The sequence below is a fragment of the Tardiphaga sp. 841_E9_N1_2 genome (genome assembly GCF_051811065.1).
GTDB lineage: Bacteria > Pseudomonadota > Alphaproteobacteria > Rhizobiales > Xanthobacteraceae > Tardiphaga > Tardiphaga robiniae.
The window spans coordinates 6,023,031-6,041,651 of the sequence record NZ_JBPWQC010000001.1; the positions used below are offsets into that span (position 1 = coordinate 6,023,031).

Annotated in this window: 16 protein-coding genes; 4 read left to right on the plus strand and 12 right to left on the minus strand. The window is 63.0% G+C overall.

Going from position 1 to position 18,621, the window contains the following annotated elements; genetic code table 11:
* Positions 1–68: 68 nt before the first annotated feature.
* Positions 69–926: a VOC family protein gene (locus AB8A50_RS28940; protein ID WP_439079752.1), complete on the minus strand. Its 858-nt coding sequence runs from the start codon at positions 924–926 to the stop codon at positions 69–71.
* A 124-nt stretch (positions 927–1,050) separates the two neighbouring features.
* On the opposite strand from AB8A50_RS28940, the gene AB8A50_RS28945 reads away from it, so the two are divergent.
* Positions 1,051–2,355 (plus strand): NAD(P)/FAD-dependent oxidoreductase, encoded by a 1,305-nt coding sequence (locus AB8A50_RS28945; protein WP_439079753.1) that lies wholly within the window; start codon positions 1,051–1,053, stop codon positions 2,353–2,355.
* 135 nt (positions 2,356–2,490) lie between these two features.
* On the opposite strand, the gene AB8A50_RS28950 is transcribed toward AB8A50_RS28945, so the two are convergent.
* The 6 genes from AB8A50_RS28950 to AB8A50_RS28975 all read right to left on the minus strand — a co-directional run bounded on the left by AB8A50_RS28950 (position 2,491) and on the right by AB8A50_RS28975 (position 10,537).
* Positions 2,491–4,125: an ABC transporter ATP-binding protein gene (locus AB8A50_RS28950; protein WP_439079754.1), complete on the minus strand. Its 1,635-nt coding sequence runs from the start codon at positions 4,123–4,125 to the stop codon at positions 2,491–2,493.
* Positions 4,122–4,952 carry an ABC transporter permease gene (locus AB8A50_RS28955; protein ID WP_068738869.1) on the minus strand — a complete coding sequence of 277 codons (831 nt, stop codon included), beginning with the start codon at positions 4,950–4,952 and terminating at the stop codon, positions 4,122–4,124. Before AB8A50_RS28955 ends, AB8A50_RS28950 begins: the two co-directional genes overlap by 4 nt.
* 2 nt (positions 4,953–4,954) lie before the next feature.
* Positions 4,955–5,932, minus strand: coding sequence for an ABC transporter permease (locus tag AB8A50_RS28960; protein ID WP_439079755.1), 978 nt, complete (start codon positions 5,930–5,932; stop codon positions 4,955–4,957).
* 24 nt (positions 5,933–5,956) lie between these two features.
* Positions 5,957–7,570: an ABC transporter substrate-binding protein gene (locus tag AB8A50_RS28965; RefSeq protein ID WP_439079756.1), complete on the minus strand. Its 1,614-nt coding sequence runs from the start codon at positions 7,568–7,570 to the stop codon at positions 5,957–5,959.
* Between the two features lie 226 nt (positions 7,571–7,796).
* Positions 7,797–9,914 carry a catalase gene (locus AB8A50_RS28970; protein WP_439079757.1) on the minus strand — a complete coding sequence of 706 codons (2,118 nt, stop codon included), beginning with the start codon at positions 9,912–9,914 and terminating at the stop codon, positions 7,797–7,799.
* A gap of 80 nt (positions 9,915–9,994) precedes the next feature.
* Positions 9,995–10,537, minus strand: a complete 543-nt coding sequence (locus AB8A50_RS28975; RefSeq protein WP_089268047.1) for a DUF4142 domain-containing protein — start codon at positions 10,535–10,537, stop codon at positions 9,995–9,997.
* A 212-nt stretch (positions 10,538–10,749) separates the two neighbouring features.
* On the opposite strand from AB8A50_RS28975, the gene AB8A50_RS28980 reads away from it, so the two are divergent.
* On the plus strand, positions 10,750–11,679 hold the full coding sequence (locus AB8A50_RS28980) for an N-carbamoyl-D-amino-acid hydrolase (RefSeq protein ID WP_120288796.1): 930 nt from the start codon (positions 10,750–10,752) through the stop codon (positions 11,677–11,679).
* 267 nt (positions 11,680–11,946) lie between these two features.
* Here AB8A50_RS28980 and AB8A50_RS28985 read toward each other — a convergent pair whose 3' ends face one another.
* Positions 11,947–12,606, minus strand: coding sequence for an aspartate/glutamate racemase family protein (locus AB8A50_RS28985; RefSeq protein ID WP_170849729.1), 660 nt, complete (start codon positions 12,604–12,606; stop codon positions 11,947–11,949).
* A gap of 99 nt (positions 12,607–12,705) precedes the next feature.
* On the opposite strand from AB8A50_RS28985, the gene hydA reads away from it, so the two are divergent.
* Both hydA and AB8A50_RS28995 read left to right on the plus strand, forming a co-directional pair.
* Complete coding sequence (gene hydA / locus AB8A50_RS28990; protein ID WP_439079758.1) at positions 12,706–14,172, plus strand: dihydropyrimidinase; 1,467 nt, start codon at positions 12,706–12,708, stop codon at positions 14,170–14,172.
* Positions 14,172–15,287, plus strand: coding sequence for a DSD1 family PLP-dependent enzyme (locus tag AB8A50_RS28995; RefSeq protein WP_439079759.1), 1,116 nt, complete (start codon positions 14,172–14,174; stop codon positions 15,285–15,287). The genes hydA and AB8A50_RS28995 overlap by 1 nt, the downstream gene beginning before the upstream one ends.
* Positions 15,288–15,450: 163 nt before the next feature.
* On the opposite strand, the gene AB8A50_RS29000 is transcribed toward AB8A50_RS28995, so the two are convergent.
* Genes AB8A50_RS29000 through AB8A50_RS29015 form a run of 4 tightly spaced genes read right to left on the minus strand, consistent with a single transcriptional unit; the run spans position 15,451 to position 18,621 of the window.
* Complete coding sequence (locus AB8A50_RS29000) at positions 15,451–16,158, minus strand: ABC transporter ATP-binding protein (RefSeq protein WP_439079760.1); 708 nt, start codon at positions 16,156–16,158, stop codon at positions 15,451–15,453.
* Positions 16,158–16,910, minus strand: coding sequence for an ABC transporter ATP-binding protein (locus AB8A50_RS29005; RefSeq protein ID WP_439079761.1), 753 nt, complete (start codon positions 16,908–16,910; stop codon positions 16,158–16,160). Before AB8A50_RS29005 ends, AB8A50_RS29000 begins: the two co-directional genes overlap by 1 nt.
* Complete coding sequence (locus AB8A50_RS29010) at positions 16,907–17,743, minus strand: branched-chain amino acid ABC transporter permease (RefSeq protein ID WP_175366874.1); 837 nt, start codon at positions 17,741–17,743, stop codon at positions 16,907–16,909. Before AB8A50_RS29010 ends, AB8A50_RS29005 begins: the two co-directional genes overlap by 4 nt.
* Positions 17,743–18,621 carry a branched-chain amino acid ABC transporter permease gene (locus tag AB8A50_RS29015; RefSeq protein WP_068738539.1) on the minus strand — a complete coding sequence of 293 codons (879 nt, stop codon included), beginning with the start codon at positions 18,619–18,621 and terminating at the stop codon, positions 17,743–17,745. The genes AB8A50_RS29010 and AB8A50_RS29015 overlap by 1 nt, the downstream gene beginning before the upstream one ends.

Below are 18,621 nucleotides of genomic sequence, written 5' to 3' on the forward strand. Positions count from 1 at the left end.
CCCGTCATCTTCAAAAAGATGGATCCCCGGGTCAAGCCCGGGGATGATGAGGAGGGGGCAGCGCCCTCTCAATCCTTCACAAACGCCAGCAACACACCGTTGCCCTTGCTCGGCGGCACGACGACGCCGACATCGCTGCGGCCGCCAGCTGATCCAACGGCCTTCTCGGCCGCTGCAATATCAGCCACGCCGAACACCAGCGAAATGCCGCCACGCTCGGGAATGCCGGCCAGCGATGTGCCGGGGAAGTGCTTCGCAAGCACGTCCTTGGTGACGAATACAAAGTCCGCGCGGTCGCCGCCTGACGGCACGACGACAGCGCCATCGGCTTCGCTGCGCGCAGCGCCGTCGATCAGCTTCGCCATGTGCTGCGCGTCCTTCTCCGGCTCCGGCGTGACGATGAACACCTTCTTCAGGCGCTTCGCCGTGTTGGCATGCACCTGCAGTTCGGGAATCCAGACGGTCTCGCGGGTCTTGTGCTGGCAGGCGAAGATGCGGAGGCCGCCGGGGGCTTCCTCATAGGGCCACTGATAGGTGGCGAATTTCGCCGCGCTCAGACTACCGTCCGGCATGGTCACCGGACGCTCGAAATCGGTCGGGCCGATCGGCGTGTAACCACGCGCGCGGATTTCCTCGGCGCCGACAGCGGCGTCGGTGGTGGTGAAGGCGATGCGCTCGATGCCGTCGCCGCGCTTGGCGAGGAACGCCCGCGTCGGCGCATTGTGCTCGGTCTCGTTGAGCACGCCCAAGAGCTCCACATAGTCCGGGCCGAGCATCATGGTGTAATTGCCGGAGCCCATCTTGGCGCTGTGGGTGCCGCGCGGCGACACCGTAAAGCCGAGGCTCTTCCAGTTCGCAGCAGCAGCGTCGAGGTCCTTGACGACGACCACGGCGTGGTCGATTCCAACGATGTTTTTCAGCGTCACGTGCTCATTACCTTGCAATGGATCAGGGCCGTAAACTATGCAGAATGCAGGGGTGCCGCAAGAGAACGGTTATGTTCGGTTTGCGCGGCGCAATGCATGATTGATGCTGCAGAAGGGCGTGACGATGGATACCGCAACTGTGCCCTGGCCGAAGTCGCTCTGGGCCGGCGTCACGCCTCCGGGTCCGGACTTGCCCGAGCTGAAAGGCGCTGTTGATGCCGATGTGGTCGTCATCGGCGGCGGCTTCACGGGGCTCTCGACGGCGCTGCATCTGCGAGAAGCCGGTGTCGATGTCGCCGTGGTCGAGGCGATGGAGCCCGGCTGGGGTGCGTCGGGGCGCAATAACGGCCAGGTGATCCCGACGCTGTCGCGGCCCGATCCGGAGGACATCATCAAGCGCTATGGCGCGGCCGGCGAACGTCTCGTCGGCCTGATCCGTGACAGCGCCTCGATCCTGTTCGATCTCACGCGCCGCTATCAGATCCAGGCTGAGGCCGAACAAAACGGCTGGATCCAGCCGGTGCATTCGCCGGGCCGCATCAAGATCGCGGAGCGCCGCGTGCGGCAGTGGTCCAAGCACGGCGCGCCGGTGGAACTGCTCTCGCGCGAGCAGATGCGCGGGCTGCTCGGCTCCGATGCGTGGTTCGGCGGTTTCTGGAATAGGACCGGCGGCCATATCAATCCGCTGGCGCTGGCGCGCGGCCTTGCGCGCGTGGTGCTGGAGCAGGGCGGCCGCATCTATGCGCGCTCGCCGGTGGAGAGTTATGAGCGCAAGGGCGATCGCTGGATCGTCAAGACGAAGAATGGGCAGGTCAGCGCGCGCAGCCTGATCGTCGCCACCAACGCCTATACCGGCGAATTCTCCAAGCAACTCTCCCCGGGCATCGCCAGCGAAGTGATGCCGGTTCTGTCATGGCAGATGGCGACGCAGCCACTGTCAGACGAGGCGCGCAAGACCATCATCCCCGGCCGCCAGTCGATGTCGGATACGCATGGCGAACTGTATTTCGCGCGCTATGACGCGCGCAATCGCCTCGTCACCGGCGGCAATGTGGTCGGGCTCGGCGACAAGACGGAGCGGCTGAAAGTCATGGTGGCCGAACGGCTGAAACGGCTATGGCCACAGATCGGTGACGTCAAGTTCGACTATGTCTGGAACGGCTATGTCGGCATGACCACGGACTTCCTGCCGCGCATGCACAGACTCGGGCCGAATGCTTACGGCTGGACCGGCTGCAACGGCCGCGGCGTGGCGCTGTCGGTGGCGCTCGGCGATGAATTCTCGAAGGTGGTGCGCGGTGTGCCGGAGAGCGAACTGGCGCTGCCATTCTCCGAGCCGGTGCCAATCGCAGCCCACGGGCTGATGCGCCTGCTCGCGCCGTTCATGCTGCTGGTGTACCGGCGAAGGGACGCGAAGGAGATGGCTTAGCGTACGCCACACACTCAGCCCTCATTCTGAGGAGCCGCGCAGCGGCGTCTCGAAGGATGGGCGCGAGCTCGGAACCTAGCCATCTCATGGTTCGAGACGCGCGCAAGTGCGCGCTCCTCACCATGAGGGATGGAGCTACACCGTCACCGGCTTCCGGCTGCGCGCAAAGTCGCCGCCGGGGATCGAAGCCAGCAGCGCCTTGGTATAGGCGTGCTGCGGATTGCCGAACACTTCGCCGGCTAGTCCGTGTTCGACGACTTCGCCGTCCTTCATCACAGCGACGAGATCGCAGATCTGCGCGGCAACGCGCAGATCGTGCGTGATGAAGACGATGGAGAGCCCAAGCCGCTCGCGCAGTTCGTGCAACATCTTCAGCACCTGCGCCTGCACGGAGACGTCGAGCGCCGAGACAGCCTCGTCGGCCACCAGCACGTCGGGCTTCAGCGCGAGCGCACGCGCAAGGCCGATGCGCTGGCGTTGGCCGCCGGAGAATTCGTGCGGGAAGCGATCGATGGCCGAGGGATCGAGACCGACCAGCCTGAACAGTTCTTTCGCCGCCGCTATCGCCTCGGTGCGCGGCGTGCCGTGCACGATCGGGCCTTGCGCCACGAGGTCGCCGGCCTTGCGGCGCGGGTTCAGCGAGGCGAACGGATCCTGAAACACCATCTGGATATGTCTGGTCTCGCGGCGCACCTCGTCGCGTGAGAGCTTCGCCCAGTCCTTGCCTTCCAGCACGATCGCGCCGCCATCGGGATCGATCAGCCTGATGATGCAGCGGGCTAGCGTCGATTTGCCCGAACCTGACTCGCCGACAATGCCGAGCGTCGCACCGCGTGGCAGTTTTAGGGAGACGGACTTCACCGCATGGGTCACACGCACGCCGCGGCCGAGAAAGCCGCCATTGCGATAGGTCTTGGACACGTTGTCTAGCGTCAGGATGATGTCGTCGGACAGTGCGCGCGGCGGCGGCGCCGTCAGCGGAGGCACCGCGGCGATCAGCTGCTGCGTATAGGGATGCTGCGGATCGGTCAGCACATCCTTGACCGTGCCCTGTTCGACCACATTGCCGTGCTGCATCACCACGACCCTGTCGGCGATCTCGGCGACCACGCCGAAATCGTGGGTGATGAACAGCACCGCGGTATTCCTGCGGCTCTGCAGTTCCTTGATCAGTTTCAGGATCTGCGCCTGTGTGGTGACGTCGAGCGCGGTGGTCGGCTCGTCGGCGATCAGGAGACGCGGATCGAGCGCCAGCGCCATGGCGATCATCGCGCGCTGGCGCTGGCCGCCGGAGAGTTCGTGCGGATAGGCGCGTGCGGCCTGGGCAGGATCGGGAATGTGCACGTCTTGCAGCAAAGCCAGCACGCGCGCCTTGATGTCGGCCTTCGAGAGATCGGTATGGATCTCGAACATCTCGCCGATCTGGTCGCCGATGGTGCGCAGCGGATTAAGCGCCGTCATCGGCTCCTGGAAGATCATCGCGATCCCGGCGCCGCGCACCTTGCGCATCTCGGCATTGCTGGCGCTGGCGAGGTCCTTGCCCTCGAACAGCACGCGGCCGCCATCGATCGCGACTTCGCCGGGCAGCAGCCGCATGATGGCGTTGGCCATGACAGACTTGCCGGAGCCGGACTCGCCGACCACGCAGACGATCTCATTGGCGGAAATCGCCATGGAGACGCCGCCAAGCGCGTGTGAGCGATCGGCGCCTTTCGGCAGCTTCACGCTCAGGCCATCGATGGTGAGGATCGGATTGTCCACGGCGCTCATCGGCTTTTCAGTCTCGGATTGAGCGCGTCATTGAGGCCCTGGCCGACCAGCGACACCGCGAGCACCGTGAGCAGGATCGCGATGCCGGGGATCGCAGAGACATACCACTGCACGCGCAGCACGTCGCGGCCAAGGCCGATGAGGTTACCCCATGACGCCACATTGGGATCGGACAGACGCAGGAAGGCCAGTGCGCTTTCCAGCAGGATCGACAGCGCCATCACCACGCTGGCATAGACGATGACCGGCGGTAGCGCGTTGGGCAGGATCTCGCCCAGAATGAGCTGAATGTCTTTCATGCCCAGCGTGCGCCCGGCCTGGACGAATTCACGGCTGCGCAGCGACATGAATTCTGCGCGCGTCAACCGCGCCGGTGCCGGCCATGACACGATGCCGACGGCGATGGTGACGGTGGTGATGGTCGAGCCGAACACGGCGACGAGCACCAGCAGCAGCACGAAATTCGGCAGGGTCTGGAACGCCTCGGTGATGCGCATCAAGACGGTATCGACCCAGCCGCCATAATAGCCGGCAAAGGCGCCGATCAGCACACCGATGACCACGGCGATGACAGTCGCCACACCGCCGATCAGCAGCGAGATGCGCGCGCCGTAGAAAATCTGCGCCGCGATATCGCGGCCGGAATTGTCAGTACCCAGTAGGAAGCGCGGATTGGAGAACGGCCAGATCAGCGGCCGGCCGGCCAGCGCCAGCGGATCGCGCGGATAGATCCAGCTCGCGGTGATGGCCATCACGATGACCACCAGCAGGAGCAGCAGGCCCACGACGGCTGCCGGGCTGCGGAAATAGCGTTTTACGGCGTCCATCGTCAGCCCTCCGCCTGGATACGCGGATCGAGCCGCGCATAGAGAAGGTCGACGAGGAAGTTGACGAGGATCACGAGAAGCGCCGAGACGAAGACGATGCCGAGCAGCGTGTTGAGATCGCGTTGCACGACGGACTCGTAAGCGAGACGTCCGAGACCCGGCAGGGAGAATACACTCTCGACCACGACGGAGCCGCCGAGCATGGTGCCGGCCTGCAGCCCGATCAGCGTCACCATCGGCAGCAGGGCGTTGCGTAGCACATGCTTCACCACCACCCGGGTCTCGTCGAGGCCCTTGGCGCGCGCGGTGCGCACGAAATCGAGGTTGAGCACTTCCAGCATCGAGGCGCGCATGATGCGCAGATAAATCGCGAGGAAGATCAGGCCCAGTGTCAGCGTCGGCAGGATCAGATGCAGCGCGATGTCGATGGTGCGGCCAAATCCGGTCTGTACGGCGCCGATATCCTCGAAACCACCGGCCGGCAGCCATTGCAGATAGATCGAGAACACCACGATGGCCATCAGGCCGAACCAGAATGACGGCGTGGCGTAGAAGACGAGGCCGAGGGTGGAGATCAGCGTGTCCGGCCATTTGTTGACGCCGCGTGCGGCGACGACGCCCAGCAACAGGCCGAAGAAAAATGCAAAGGACAGCGACGCGGTCATCAGCAGGATCGTCGGCGGCAGCCGTTCGAGGATCACGGTCGCCACCGGCTTGCCATAGATCGATGAGAAGCCGAGATCGAGGCGGATCAGTCGCCACAGATAGTTGCCGAGCTGCATCGGGATCGAAAGGTCGAGCCCATAGAACTTGCGCAGCTCGCGCGCGGTCGCGGCATCGCCGCCGCCCATCTGCGCCATCATGGCATCGACGGTGTCTCCCGGTGCGAATTGCAGCAGCAGGAACACGCCGATCAGGATCAGGAATAATGTGGGTATCGAGGCGGCGAGCCGCCGCCCCGCAAGGCTCAGGATGCGCATCTGGCTATTGTGGCGAAGTTTGGCTCAGGCGGAAAGCCAAAGATCGTGCCAGCTCGACGATCCCCAGCGCGGCGTGTTGGAATGGTTACGCGCCTTGGCCGTGATCACCGTGACGAAGATCTGTTCGATCGGCATCCACACCGGCAGTTCGGTGTTGGCTTCCTTGACGAAGGTCGCATAGAGCGCCTTGCGCTTGACCGGGTCGATCTCGGTGGCCGCGTCGTCGATCACCTTGTCGATGGCTTCATTCTTCCAGTCCCACTGGTTGGTCCAGGGCGCGCCCTTCGGCTGGCCCGAGCGATACCAGACCGTGGTCGAGACGGCGGGATCGTTGCGATACTGGTGCCAGCCGGTTGAGAGGTCGAAGGCGTGATCGTCATAGACCTGCTTCAGGAAGCCGCCGCCGTCGTTGCGGACAATCTCGACGGGAATGCCGACTTCGCCCAGCGACTGCTGGATGAAGGTCGCCCATAGCGAGATGTCCTCGCCCCAGGGCGCGGGCAGCAGACGCAGCGAGAAGCGGGTGCCGCCGGCACCCGGTTTGAAGCCGGCCTCGTCGAGCAGCGCGATCGCCTTCTTCTTGTCATAGGCATATTGCGGCGTGTCCGGACCCGGATAGAAGTCGGTGGAGACCGAGGGGATCGGGCCGGTGCCGAGCTTGGCGAAGTCGCCGAGGAAGTTCTCGATGAAGAACGGCACGTTGATCGCATGCGCGATGGCGCGGCGAACGCGGATATCCGCGAGCTCCTTGCGGCGGAAGTTGAACTCGATAGTGTTGGTGCGCGCGTTGCCTTCATTGCCCTTGGTGGAGACGATGAAGCGCTTGTCCTTGCTCAGGCGTGCCGTGTCGGAAATCGTGAGACCCGTGAACGGGCTGTACTGGATGTCGCCGGCTTCCATCTGGGCGGCGGCCGCGGCGCGGTCGGTGACGACCTTCCAGACGATGCGATCGAGATAGGGGGCGTTCGGGCGCCAGTAATTCTCGTTGCGCTCGGCGATGATGTATTGGCCGCGCTCGTATTTGACGAATTTGAACGGGCCGGTGCCGACCGGGGCGAGGTTGGTCGGGTTCTGGCGGATGTCGCTGCCGCCCTCATAGAGGTGCTTGGCGGAGATATAGCCGAGGTCCGGCAGTGCGCGCAGGAGCAGGCCGAGCGGCATAGGGCGCTCATATTTGAAGATCGCGGTCTGCGCGTCCGGCGTTTCCACCGCGGTGAGGAACAGCTGCAGGGTCGAACCATAATTGAGGATCTTCTTCCACATGTTCATGGCGGTGAATTGGACGTCGGCCGAGGTGAATGGCTTGCCGTCGTGCCAGGTCACGCCCTTGCGCAACTTGAAGGTGATGGTCTTGCCGTCCGGCGTGGATTCCCAGCTCTCCGCGAGCACGCCGACCGGCTGGCCATTGGCGTCGAGATCGACCAGTGCTTCCTGGATCTTGCCGCCGATGATGTAGACGCCGGTGGAGGCCTGAATGCTGGGGTTGAGCTGACGCTGTTCTGCACCGTAATGGACATTGAACACGCCGCCCTTGCGGGGCGTTTCCTGCGCGAAGGCGCGCAGTGGGTTCGCGACATTGGCGGCAATGGCGGCGGAGGTCAGCAGCGCCGTGCGGCGGGTCATTTCCAGGCGGGTCATGGTGTCGAAGTCTCCTGCGTCGTGCCTGCGCAGATGGAACCAGCGCATAGCCCACGCAACCTAGGGCATAACCGGCGGCCAAGTCATTCCCTAATGCTGCGGCGGCTCAGAGAATTCTTGCAAGACATGGCAATGGCGCAGCATAAAATGCCGCGCCATTGCTTCGATCTGAAAGCTTTGCTCAAAAGTTATGCCGGCCCGCACACAGGGCGGGCAACTGCATGCTTCAGCGCATCTTGACGCTCGGTTCGCGGCTCCAGAGCCGCAGCTTGGCCAGCTTGTCCATGAAGCCCGCCACGTCGTCGGCGCTGCCCAGCGCAACGACGCCTTCATCGAGGTCGTCCGCGATTCCCACTTTGGCGAACAACCGCTCGGCAGCCTCGGAATGTCCGATAAACTTGCAGTGGGCAAAGGCGTCGTTGACGAAGTCGCGGGCGGTTGATTCCTGCAAGAGGTCGTCGATTCCGGCTTCAGCCGGGAGCAAGGCGACTGCGTCATAGAGAACGGACGGGCCACCATCGATCATCTGGTCGGCGGCGACCAGGCTGCCATCGCTGGCTTCAACCCCGTTCACCTTTGGCGCAATGATCTCGTATGTTGCGCCGGCCTCCGTCACCGCGCCTTGCAGGGCGGCAAGCAGCTTGGCATCGACCCCGTCGGTGACGAGGATGCCGAGCTTGCGGCCCTCGAAACGCTGCGGGCCATTTGCGACAATGCTGAGCGCTGGCGACTCCGCCAGATCCTGCCGCGTGGGCATCGCCGCGTCAGCAGGCTTCGGCATCGTCGGAAGACCCAGCATGGTGCCGACCCTGTTGGCCAGTCCTTCATCGATGTTCAGGAGATGCGCGACCATGCGCTCGCGGATCACCGGTGTCTTCACTTTGCTTAATTCGAAAGTCAGCGCTGCGGCAATATGGTGTTGCTCGCCCCTGGTCTGGCTGATGAAGAACTGCCGTGCCTGGCTGTAGTGATCCGTAAAGCTCTCCGCGCGCAGCCGACGCTTCGCGCCTTGCTCTATGTCAGCAAATGTCTTGAAGCCTTTGGCGGTTGACTCGCGCGGGCCTACGCCGAACGAATTTGGCTGGTAGTTGACGCGACCGACCGGGTTGCGCATGGCCATGTGCCCATCCTGCTGGAAATGTCCGAACGGACATTTCGGAGCATTGATCGGGATATGGGTGAAGTTCGGACTGCCGAGCCGCTTCAGCTGTGTATCCAGATAGGAGAAGTTGCGGCCTTGCAGCAGCGGGTCATTGGTGAAGTCGATGCCGGGCGGAACATTCTGCGTCATGAACGCGACCTGCTCGGTCTCAGCAAAGAAATTGTCCGGCATGCGGTCCAGCACCAGACGGCCGATAGCGATCGGGGGCACGAGTTCTTCGGGGATGATCTTGGTGGGGTCGAGCACGTCGAAATCGAATTTGTCAGCAAACTCGTTGTTGAACAGCTGCACCCGCAGCTCCCATTCGGGATAGTCGCCGGACTGGATAGCGCTCCACAAGTCGCGGCGATGAAAATCCGGATCGGCGCCGTTGATCTTGACGGCCTCGTTCCACAGCACCGATTGCAGACCGAGCTTCGGCTTCCAGTGGAATTTGACGAAGGTCGATTCGTCCTTGGCGTTTACGAAGCGGAACGTATGGACGCCGAACCCCTCCATGAAGCGGAAAGAGCGGGGAATCGTTCGGTCCGACATCTGCCACATGACCATGTGCATGCTTTCGGGCGTCAGCGAAATGAAATCCCAGAAGTTGTCATGCGCCGACTGCGCCTGAGGGAAGGCGCTGTCGGGCTCTTCCTTCACGGCATGGACCAGATCGGGAAACTTGATTGCATCCTGGATGAAGAACACCGGGATGTTGTTGCCGACCAGGTCCCAGTTGCCCTCTTGGGTATAGATTTTGACGGCAAAGCCGCGCACGTCGCGTGCGAGGTCGAACGAGCCCTTGCTGCCCGCGACCGTCGAGAATCGAACGAAGGCGGGGGTTCGCTCGCCTGCGCGCTGAAACAGATCTGCGCGGGTATGCTTGGCCAGTGAACCGTAATTTTCGAAGAAGCCGTGCGCCGCGTAACCGCGTGCATGCACCACGCGCTCGGGAATCCGTTCGTGATCGAAATGGAAGATCTTTTCACGAAAGTGAAAATCCTCGAGCAATGTCGGTCCGCGCGATCCGGCCTTGAGCGAGTTTTGATCGTCGAAAACTGGGCCGCCCTGGGCGGTCGTCAGCAACGCGTCATCTGGTCCGGCTATCTGATGGAGTTCGCCGCCTTCACCGCGAATGAGCGTCTGATCGTGAATCGTTGCATTGGTGGTGCCGCTTTTGGGCATTGATGATTTGGCCATGGGATGTCTCGCAGAAGTTACCGGGAGAAGGGCCCGCGATTGCGTTCGCGGGCCTCAGGGAGTTCGGCGTTGAGCAGGCGCTACTTGCCGAGGTTCTGCGCCATTTCGAGGTGATGCTTCAGCGCCGGCAGCGTCTTTTCGGCCCAGTCCTTCAATTCGGCATTGTCGCCGCTTTTGGCGTAGCGCTCGAACAGATCAACCGCGTCCTTGTGGGCGTCGACCTGGACCGAATTGAAGTTCTTGCTGAAGTCAGCGCCGCTTTGTTCCTTCAACTTGTCGAGCTTGCTTTGATGCGCGCTGTCGAGCGCTGCCGGAAGTTCGGCCTTAACCTTGCCGCTGCTGACCATCGCCTTCAGCTCGGTGCTGGTCTTGGTGTGATCTTTCACCATCATGGCTGCAAAGGATTTCTCGGCGGCATTTCCCTTGCTTTCCGCGAGCGTGTTGGACTGGATCTCGAACATGTCGCTGATCGCGACCTGCTTGACGAAATCAGGGGTGCTCGGGCTGACACCGAGAACGGAATTGACTCCCGTCTTTTCGCCGACGGACTGCGCGTAAACGGCTGGGGCGAGGGCGGAGGACACGAGCAACAGGCTCGCGGCAATAAGGGTGCGGCGTTTCATGATTTTTCCAATGTTTGGACGAGGGCATCAGGTGTCAGCACAACCGGATCAATCGTGTTGTGTTCCGGACCAAATGAGTCATGGGGGCGAAGGCCCGGATCAGGCGTGTCTGGGCCGCCCGGTCCCAACCGTGCCGGAAGGGCCTCGTGTTGGCTCGATCATTGCTTTCGGTTCTGGTACAAACCGCACGCAACTCGAACCCGGATAATTTTATGCGTAAGCTTACCGTCGCCGCTGCCCAATTGGGCCCGATTCAGAAAGCCGAAAGCCGCGAGGCTGTGGTCAAGCGCATGCTGGCGCTGCTGGACGAAGCCAAGGGGAAGGGCGCCGACCTCGTCGTCTACCCGGAACTGGCGCTGACGACATTTTTCCCGCGCTGGTACATGACCGATCAGAAGGAGGTCGACACCTGGTTCGAGTCGGAAATGCCGAACGCCGCGACTCAGCCGCTGTTCGATGCCGCCGCCAAGGCCGGTATCGCGCTGTCGATCGGTTACGCCGAACTGACGCCCGACGGCCATCACTTCAACACCCAGATCCTCACCGACAAGACCGGCAAGATCGTCGGCAAATATCGCAAGGTGCATCTGCCCGGACATGTCGAATTCGACACCGAGCGTGCGTTCCAGCATCTGGAAAAGCGTTATTTCGAACCGGGCGACCTTGGCTTTCCCGTGTTCCGCGCGCTGGGCGGCATCTTCGGCATGATGGTGTGCAACGATCGCCGCTGGCCGGAATCCTATCGCGTGATGGGCCTGCAGGGAGTCGAGATGATCGTGCTCGGCTACAACACGCCGTCGGTGAATTCGCAGAAGTCGGTCGAGGGCCCGGAGCAGCGCCTGTTTCACAATCGCCTGTCGGTGCAGGCCGGCGCCTATCAGAACTCGACCTTCGTCGTCGCGGTCGCCAAGGCCGGCGATGAAGACGGTCATCCCCTGATCGGCGGCTCGCTGATCGTCGATCCCAATGGCGTCATTCTCGCCGAAGCCAAGACCGAAGGCGATGAGCTGCTGGTCTGCACCGTCGATCTCGACGACACGAAGTTTGGCAAGGACACGATCTTCGACTTCAAGCGTCACCGCCGCATCGAGCACTATGGCCGGATCACCAGCCAGACCGGCGTGGTCCTGCCGCCGGAGTAAGTGACGCTCTTAAATCGACGAGAAGCGCTGACCTAACCTCTCCCCGCTTCCCGGGCGAAGCGAAGCTTCGCTAGGCGGGGAGAGGTCGCCGCGTCTTCGCGGCGGGTGAGGGGCGGTTCACCGCAGTTGCGTTAATGTCGGATTCTCGTGTCGATCGTCGAGCAGTTCACTTGCTGTAGAGTTAAGGCTGAGTTCGTGCCTCGCCCCTCACCCCGACCCTCTCCCCGCGCAGTGCGGGGAGAGGGAGCTCACTGCCGGAGCTCAAACTTACTGAAACATCACCGTGCCAATGGCCATGCTCACCGCAGCTTGGGTCGGATCGATCACCGGAATGCCGAGCGCATCCTCGAGCGCGCTGCGATGACGCGACATGCCGGCGCAGCCCATGACCACGGCGTTGGCGCCGTCTTCGTCCTTCAACTGGCGGCCGACCTTGATCATGCGCGCCAGCGTGTCATCGCCGGAGGCCGCTTCCGCCACACTCATGTTGAGCGGACGTTCGCCGGCGAAGCGATCCATCAGGCACATCTGGCGGAGATAACGCATGTGCCGGCCGATCGAGCCCTGCGCCACCGCGATGACGCCGAAGCGGTCGCCGCGTGACAGCGCGGTCAGCACGCCGGATTCGGCGATGCCGAAGACAGGGCGCTGCGTCGCCTCGCGGCAGACATGCAGGCCGGGATCGGAATAGCAGGCGATGACGAAGGCATCGGCCGAATTGTCCGCTGCCACCAGCCGGCTCAGAGGTATCGTGACGCTTTCGAGATCGGCCTGCGTCTGCACGCCCAATGGTCCTTCCGCCAGCGTGACGCATTCGATCTCGGGTCCGGCCTCGAACATCACCGGTTGCAACGCCTCCGCGAGGTTGCGCGTCACCTGCGGATTGCTGTTCGGATTGACCACCAGAATCTTCTTGCGGGGCTGCATATTCGGCTCCTTGTCAGGACAGCAGTATTACCGGAAAGTGCGCATCCTCAAAGCCTGTAAAATGTTCGCATATCCGATCTCATCCCTGGAGTTCTGCCCTTGTCCGATCCCGTCTACGACCTCGTAATCCGCGGTGGCACTGTCGCCACATCGAGCGATGTATTTGCCGCCGATGTCGGTATTACAGGCGAGACCATCGTGGCATTGGGCAGCGGGCTTGCAGCCGGCAAGACGGAGATCGATGCAACAGGCAAGCTGGTGCTACCGGGCGGCGTCGATGCCCATGCCCATATCGAGCAGCTCTCCGCCGCCGGCATCATGAATGCCGACACTTTCGAGAGCGCGACGCGGTCCGCGGCCTTTGGCGGCACCACCAGCGTGATTTCTTTCGCCGCCCAGCATGTCGGCATGGATGTGCGCGAGGTCGTCACCGATTACACGGCGCTGGCGAAGAAGGGCGCAATGATCGACTACGCCTTCCACATCATCGTCTCCGACGTCACCGACAAGGTCATCGCCGAGGATATTCCGGCGCTGGTCAGGGAAGGCCATTCCTCGATCAAGATCTTCATGACCTATGACCGGCTCAAGGTCGATGACGAGAAGTTGCTGGATATTCTCGCCGCAGCGCGCGAAGCCAAAGCGCTGGTCTGCGTTCACGCGGAGAACCACGGCGTCATCGCCTGGATGGTGAAGCGCCTGATCGACAAGGGCTATACCGCGCCGAAATATCACGCTGTCAGCCATGCGCGCGTGTCGGAATCCGAAGCCTTCACGCGGCTGATTGCGTTCAGCGAATTGCTCGATCAGCCGGTGATGATCTTCCACGTCTCGACCCGCGAAGGCGCCGCCGTGATCCGCGAGGCGCGCGGCCGCGGCGTCAAGATTTTCGCCGAGACCTGCCCGCAATATCTGTTCCTCACCGCCGAGGACATGGACAAGCCCGGCGCCGAAGGCGCGAAGTGGATGTGTAGCCCGCCGGCGCGCACCACGGACGATCAGGAAGCGCTGTGGCACGCGCTGGCCCTCGGCGATCTGCAACTGATCTCGTCGGATCACGCGCCCTATCGCTATGACGAGACCGGCAAGCTCCGCGCCGGCCCGAATCCGACCTTCAAGCAGGTCGCCAACGGCCTGCCTGGCCTCGAAGTGCGCCTGCCGCTGCTGTTCGACGCCATGGTGTCGAAAGGGCGTCTCGGCCTGTCGAAATTCGTCGAGCTCACATCGACCGCGCCGGCGCAGATCTACAACCTGCCGAAGAAGGGCTCGATCGCCATCGGCAACGATGCCGACATCGCGATCTGGGATCCCGTCCGCAAGGTCACACTATCGGACGAGATGATGCACGATCTCGCCGGCTTCTCGCCGTTCTCCGGCCGCACCGTCATCGGCTGGCCCGAAAAGGTGTTGTTGCGCGGCCGAGTGCTGGTCGATGGCAATACGTTCAATAGCAAACCGGGCGAGGGACGCCTGATGCTGCGCGAGGGCGGCAGGGCCGCGACGCCGTCAGGCAAGCTCGCTGCCGAAATGGACCCGGCGAAGAACTTCGGCGCGAAGTTGCTGTGATGCCAAACATGCTCGATCCCAATCTGCCGGCCTTCGCCGATATCCAGACGCCTGCGCTGGTGCTGGATGCGTCTGCTCTTCAGCGCAACATCACGGCCATGGCCGACTTCGCCAAAGCGCATGGCGTTGCGCTTCGCCCGCATGCCAAGACCCACAAGTCCACACGCATCGCACAGTTGCAGATCGAGGCTGGCGCTGTCGGCATTTCCTGCGCGACGGTCGCCGAGATCGAGGCCTTTGCGCAGGCTGGCATCACAGGGCTGTTGCTGACCACGCCGGTGGCCGACCGACCGAAGCTCGCGCGTTTGGCCGCTGTCGCCGACCAATCCGATATCAGCATCGTCGTCGATCACGCCGACCAGATTCACGTGCTGCATGAATTGCTTGATGCCGGCAGCCGTCCGCTGCAGGTGCTGATCGATATCGATGTCGGCCAGCGCCGCACCGGTGTCGTTGACACAGCATCGACACTCGCGCTGGCGCAACTGATCGAAGCCACGCCGGGCATGACATTCGGCGGCATCCAGGGCTTTGCCGGTCATGTGCAGCACGTGATCGACTCGCAGGAGCGCAGGGCAGGTGCTGCGCGCGTGCGCGCGATGCTCGACGAGCATCTGCATGTGCTGACGGAAGCCGGCATCAAGGCGGAGATCGTCACCGGCAGTGGCACTGGAGCTTGTGCCTATGATGCAACGGGCACTTTCACCGAGTTGCAGGTCGGCTCCTATGTATTCATGGATTCCGACTACGGCAGGCTGGAGCACGAGGGTGGTGCGCTGCCTTACGAGCCAAGTCTGTTCATTCTCGCGACGGTCACGTCGGTCAATCGCGCCGGCGAATTTACCGTCGATGCCGGCGTCAAGGCGATGGCCTTCAACGGTCCGGTGCCGTCACTGATGATCGGCGCCCCGGAAGGCTCGACCTATCGCTTCGGCGGCGACGAGCATGGCATGATCACCATGCCGGAGGGCAGCACCGCGCCGAAGCTCGGCAGCCGCGTATTGCTGCTGACCACGCATTGCGATCCCACGGTGAATTTGCACGCGGCGTATCATGTGGTCGGGCACAACAATGGCGTCGAGACCTGGCCGGTGCTGGCGCGGTACGGGGCGTAGCGCCTCACACTCGTCATTCCGGGACGCGAACGTAGTTCGCGAACCCGGAATCCCGGAGTGTTTGGCTCCCCGGCGTTTCAACTATCTCGGGATTCCAGGCTCGCGTCCGACAAGAGTCGGCCGCGCCCCGGAATGACAGAGTGTGGCTAAGACAAGTACTGCGTTAGTGCGGCCCACCCAAAAACGCATCCGACACCGTCGGATCATTGATCAACGCCTGCGCCGTGCCTGAGGTCACAACGCGGCCGGTCTCCAGCAGATAGGCCCGGTCGACGATCTTCAGCGTCTGCCGCGCCTTCTGCTCGACCAGCAGCACGGTCAGTCCTTCGTCGCGGAACTGCGCAATCATCTTGAACAGCGTATCGGTCATCAGCGGCGCGAGGCCGAGCGAGGGCTCGTCGAGCAGCAGCAGCTTCGGCTTCGACAGCAGTGCACGTCCGATGGCCAGCATCTGCTGTTCGCCGCCCGAGAGCAGGCTTGCAAGACCGTCACGGCGCTTGCCGAGAATCGGGAAGCGCTCGAGCATCTTTTCCACATCGGCCATCGCCGCAGACTTGTCGCTGCGGGTGTAGATGCCCATCAGCAGATTTTCATAGACCGTCATGCGGGCCAGAATGCCGCGGCCTTCCGGCACAAGCGCGATGCCGCGGCGGAGGTTCTTTTCGGCCGCATTCGGCATGAGCTTCTCGCCCTGATAGGTGATGTCGCCCTGGAACGGGAGAAGTCCCGCAATGGACCGCGCGATGGTGCTCTTGCCGGCGCCATTGGCGCCGAGCAAAGCCACGATTTCGCCCTGCTTGATATCGAGATCGACGCCGCGCACGGCGGTGATGGCGCCGTAGCGGACCTGCAGACCACGGATCGTGAGCATCAGTCGTCCTTTCCGAGATAGGCGTCGAGGACAACCGGGTTGGTGCGCACTTCCTCGGGCTTGCCTTCGGCGATCAGCACGCCAAAATCGAGGACATAGAGATAGTCGCAGAGCCGCATCACGAAATTCATGTCGTGTTCGATCAGGAGAATGGTGAGGCCGGTGTCGCGCAAGCGGATCATCAGCGCGCGGATCTCCTCGGCCTCGTCATGATTCATGCCGGCGACGGGCTCATCCAGCAGCAGTAGCTTCGGCCTGGCGGTGACGGCGCGCGCCATCTCCACCTTGCGCTGGATGCCGTAGGGCAGCGATTTCGCCGGGCGGTCGCGCAGTTCGGTAAGGCCGAAGAACGCCATCACTTCCTCGGCGCGTTCCTGCGCCGCCGGATTGGCCCAGGAGATCGGCAGCAGACGCCGCCACGCGCTTTCGCTATGCGGCTGCGCCACCAGCAGATGCTCCCAGACCGTCATGCTGCCGAACAGCCGGATGTTCTGGAAGGTACGGGCGATGCCCTCGCGCACGATGCGATAGGACGGCCACTGCGTGACGTCGACGCCCTTGAGTTTCACTTCGCCGGCATCGGCGCGATAGGCGCCGGTGATGGTGTTGAACAAAGTCGTCTTGCCGGCGCCGTTCGGGCCGATCACGCCGACGATCTTGCCTTCCGGCACTTCGCAGACCATGCCGGACAGCGCATGGATGCCGCCGAACGTCTTGGTGACGCCGGTGAGTTGAAGCAGGGGCGTGCTCATGCCGCGGCCCTCCGGAAGGTCAGTGTGCGGATCAGCGAGCGATCGAGAATGCCCTGACGCCGTACCAGCAGCACGACGATCAGCAGCGTGCCGAAGGCAGCGAGCCGCCAGTCGGCGATGGGGCGGAGGAATTCAGGCAGGAACACCAGAAGGAGAGAGCCGACCAGCGAGCCCGGTCCGACGGTGGAGCCGCCGAGGATCACGGCCAGCACGAATTCGATCGAGCGATCGAAGCCGAAATTGGCCGGCTCGATATAGACATTGTGATGCGCGAACAATCCGCCGGAGATGGCGGCCACGGCGGCGCCGACACCGAAGGCGCCGATCTTGGTTACGGTGGTGTTGAGTCCGATCAGGCCCGCGGCCGTTTCATCATCATGCACCGCCTGCATTTCCAGCCAGACGCGCGAGCGCTCCAGCAGCATCACGGCGATCAGGATGCCGCCGGCCCACAGCCAGACATAGCCGACCGAGATGTGCTGCATGCCGCGATAGCCGCCGGAGCCGCCCATGGCGTCGAAATTGAGGAAGAAGCTGCGCACCATTTCGCCGAAGCCGACGGTGGCCATGGCGAGATAGATGCCTTTGAGGCGCAGCGCGGGGAAGGCAACGATGGCGCCGATGATGCCCGCGGCGATGGCCGAAATCACCAGTGCGAGGGTCAGCGGTACGTTCAGCGCGACGGTGAGATACGACGACAGATACGCGCCGATCCCCATGAAGGCGCCGTTGCCGAGCGAGAGCTGGCCGGTGGCGAGGATAATATAGACGCTGAGTGCGCCCAGCAGGAGTATGCCGGACTCGGCGAGCAGGCTTGCGTAATAGGTCGACATCAGACGCGCTGCCCCTGATCGGACCGTGCGCCGCCGAGCAGGCCCTGCGGACGCAGCAACAGAATCAAAATCATGAAGCCGTAGACGACGAAGTCGCGCACCTGCGAGCCGCCGTAAGCGACGGTCAGCACTTCGGCGATGCCGATCAAGGGACCCGCGACGAGCGCGCCCCAGATCTGGCGCGTGCCGCCGATCACCATCACGGCGATGGCCTTGAGGCCGATCTCGACGCCGAGATAGGGCGTGATGGTGCCGTAATGCAGGGCGATCAAAACGCCGGCGACGCCGGCGAGCGAGCCCGACAGGATGAAGGCCAGCATGGTCAGGCGGTCAGCGGAGACGCCCAGGATTCTTGCGACTTCACGGTTCTCGGCGACGGCGCGCAGCGCGCGGCCCATCGGGGTCTTCTGCACGATATAGGCGACCAGCGCGACCAGCACGACGGTGGCGACGAGAACGATCAGCTGCATCTCGCCGATATTGACCGGGCCGAGCGCGTATTGCTTGCCGAAATATTCGTCGGGGAGCTGGGCAGGATCCGAGCCCCAGATGTTGGTGGCGACGTTCTGCAGGATGATCGAGAAACCCAGCGTCGACAGCATCGGCGTCACCAGCGGCGCGTCGCGCAGCGGCTGGTAGCCGATCTTCTCGATGGCAATGGCGATCACGGCTGCGCCGAGCATGCCGCCGAGCACGGCGACCGGAAGCGGGAAGCCTGCGGTGATCAGCGTGAAACCGAGATAGCCGCCGATCATGAACAGTTCGGCAATCGCGAGATTGAGAATGCCGAGAATGCCCATCACGAGCGAGAACGACAGCGCCAGAAGCGTATAGACCGCTCCGAGCGTCAGGCCGTTGACGAGTTGCTGTATCAGCAT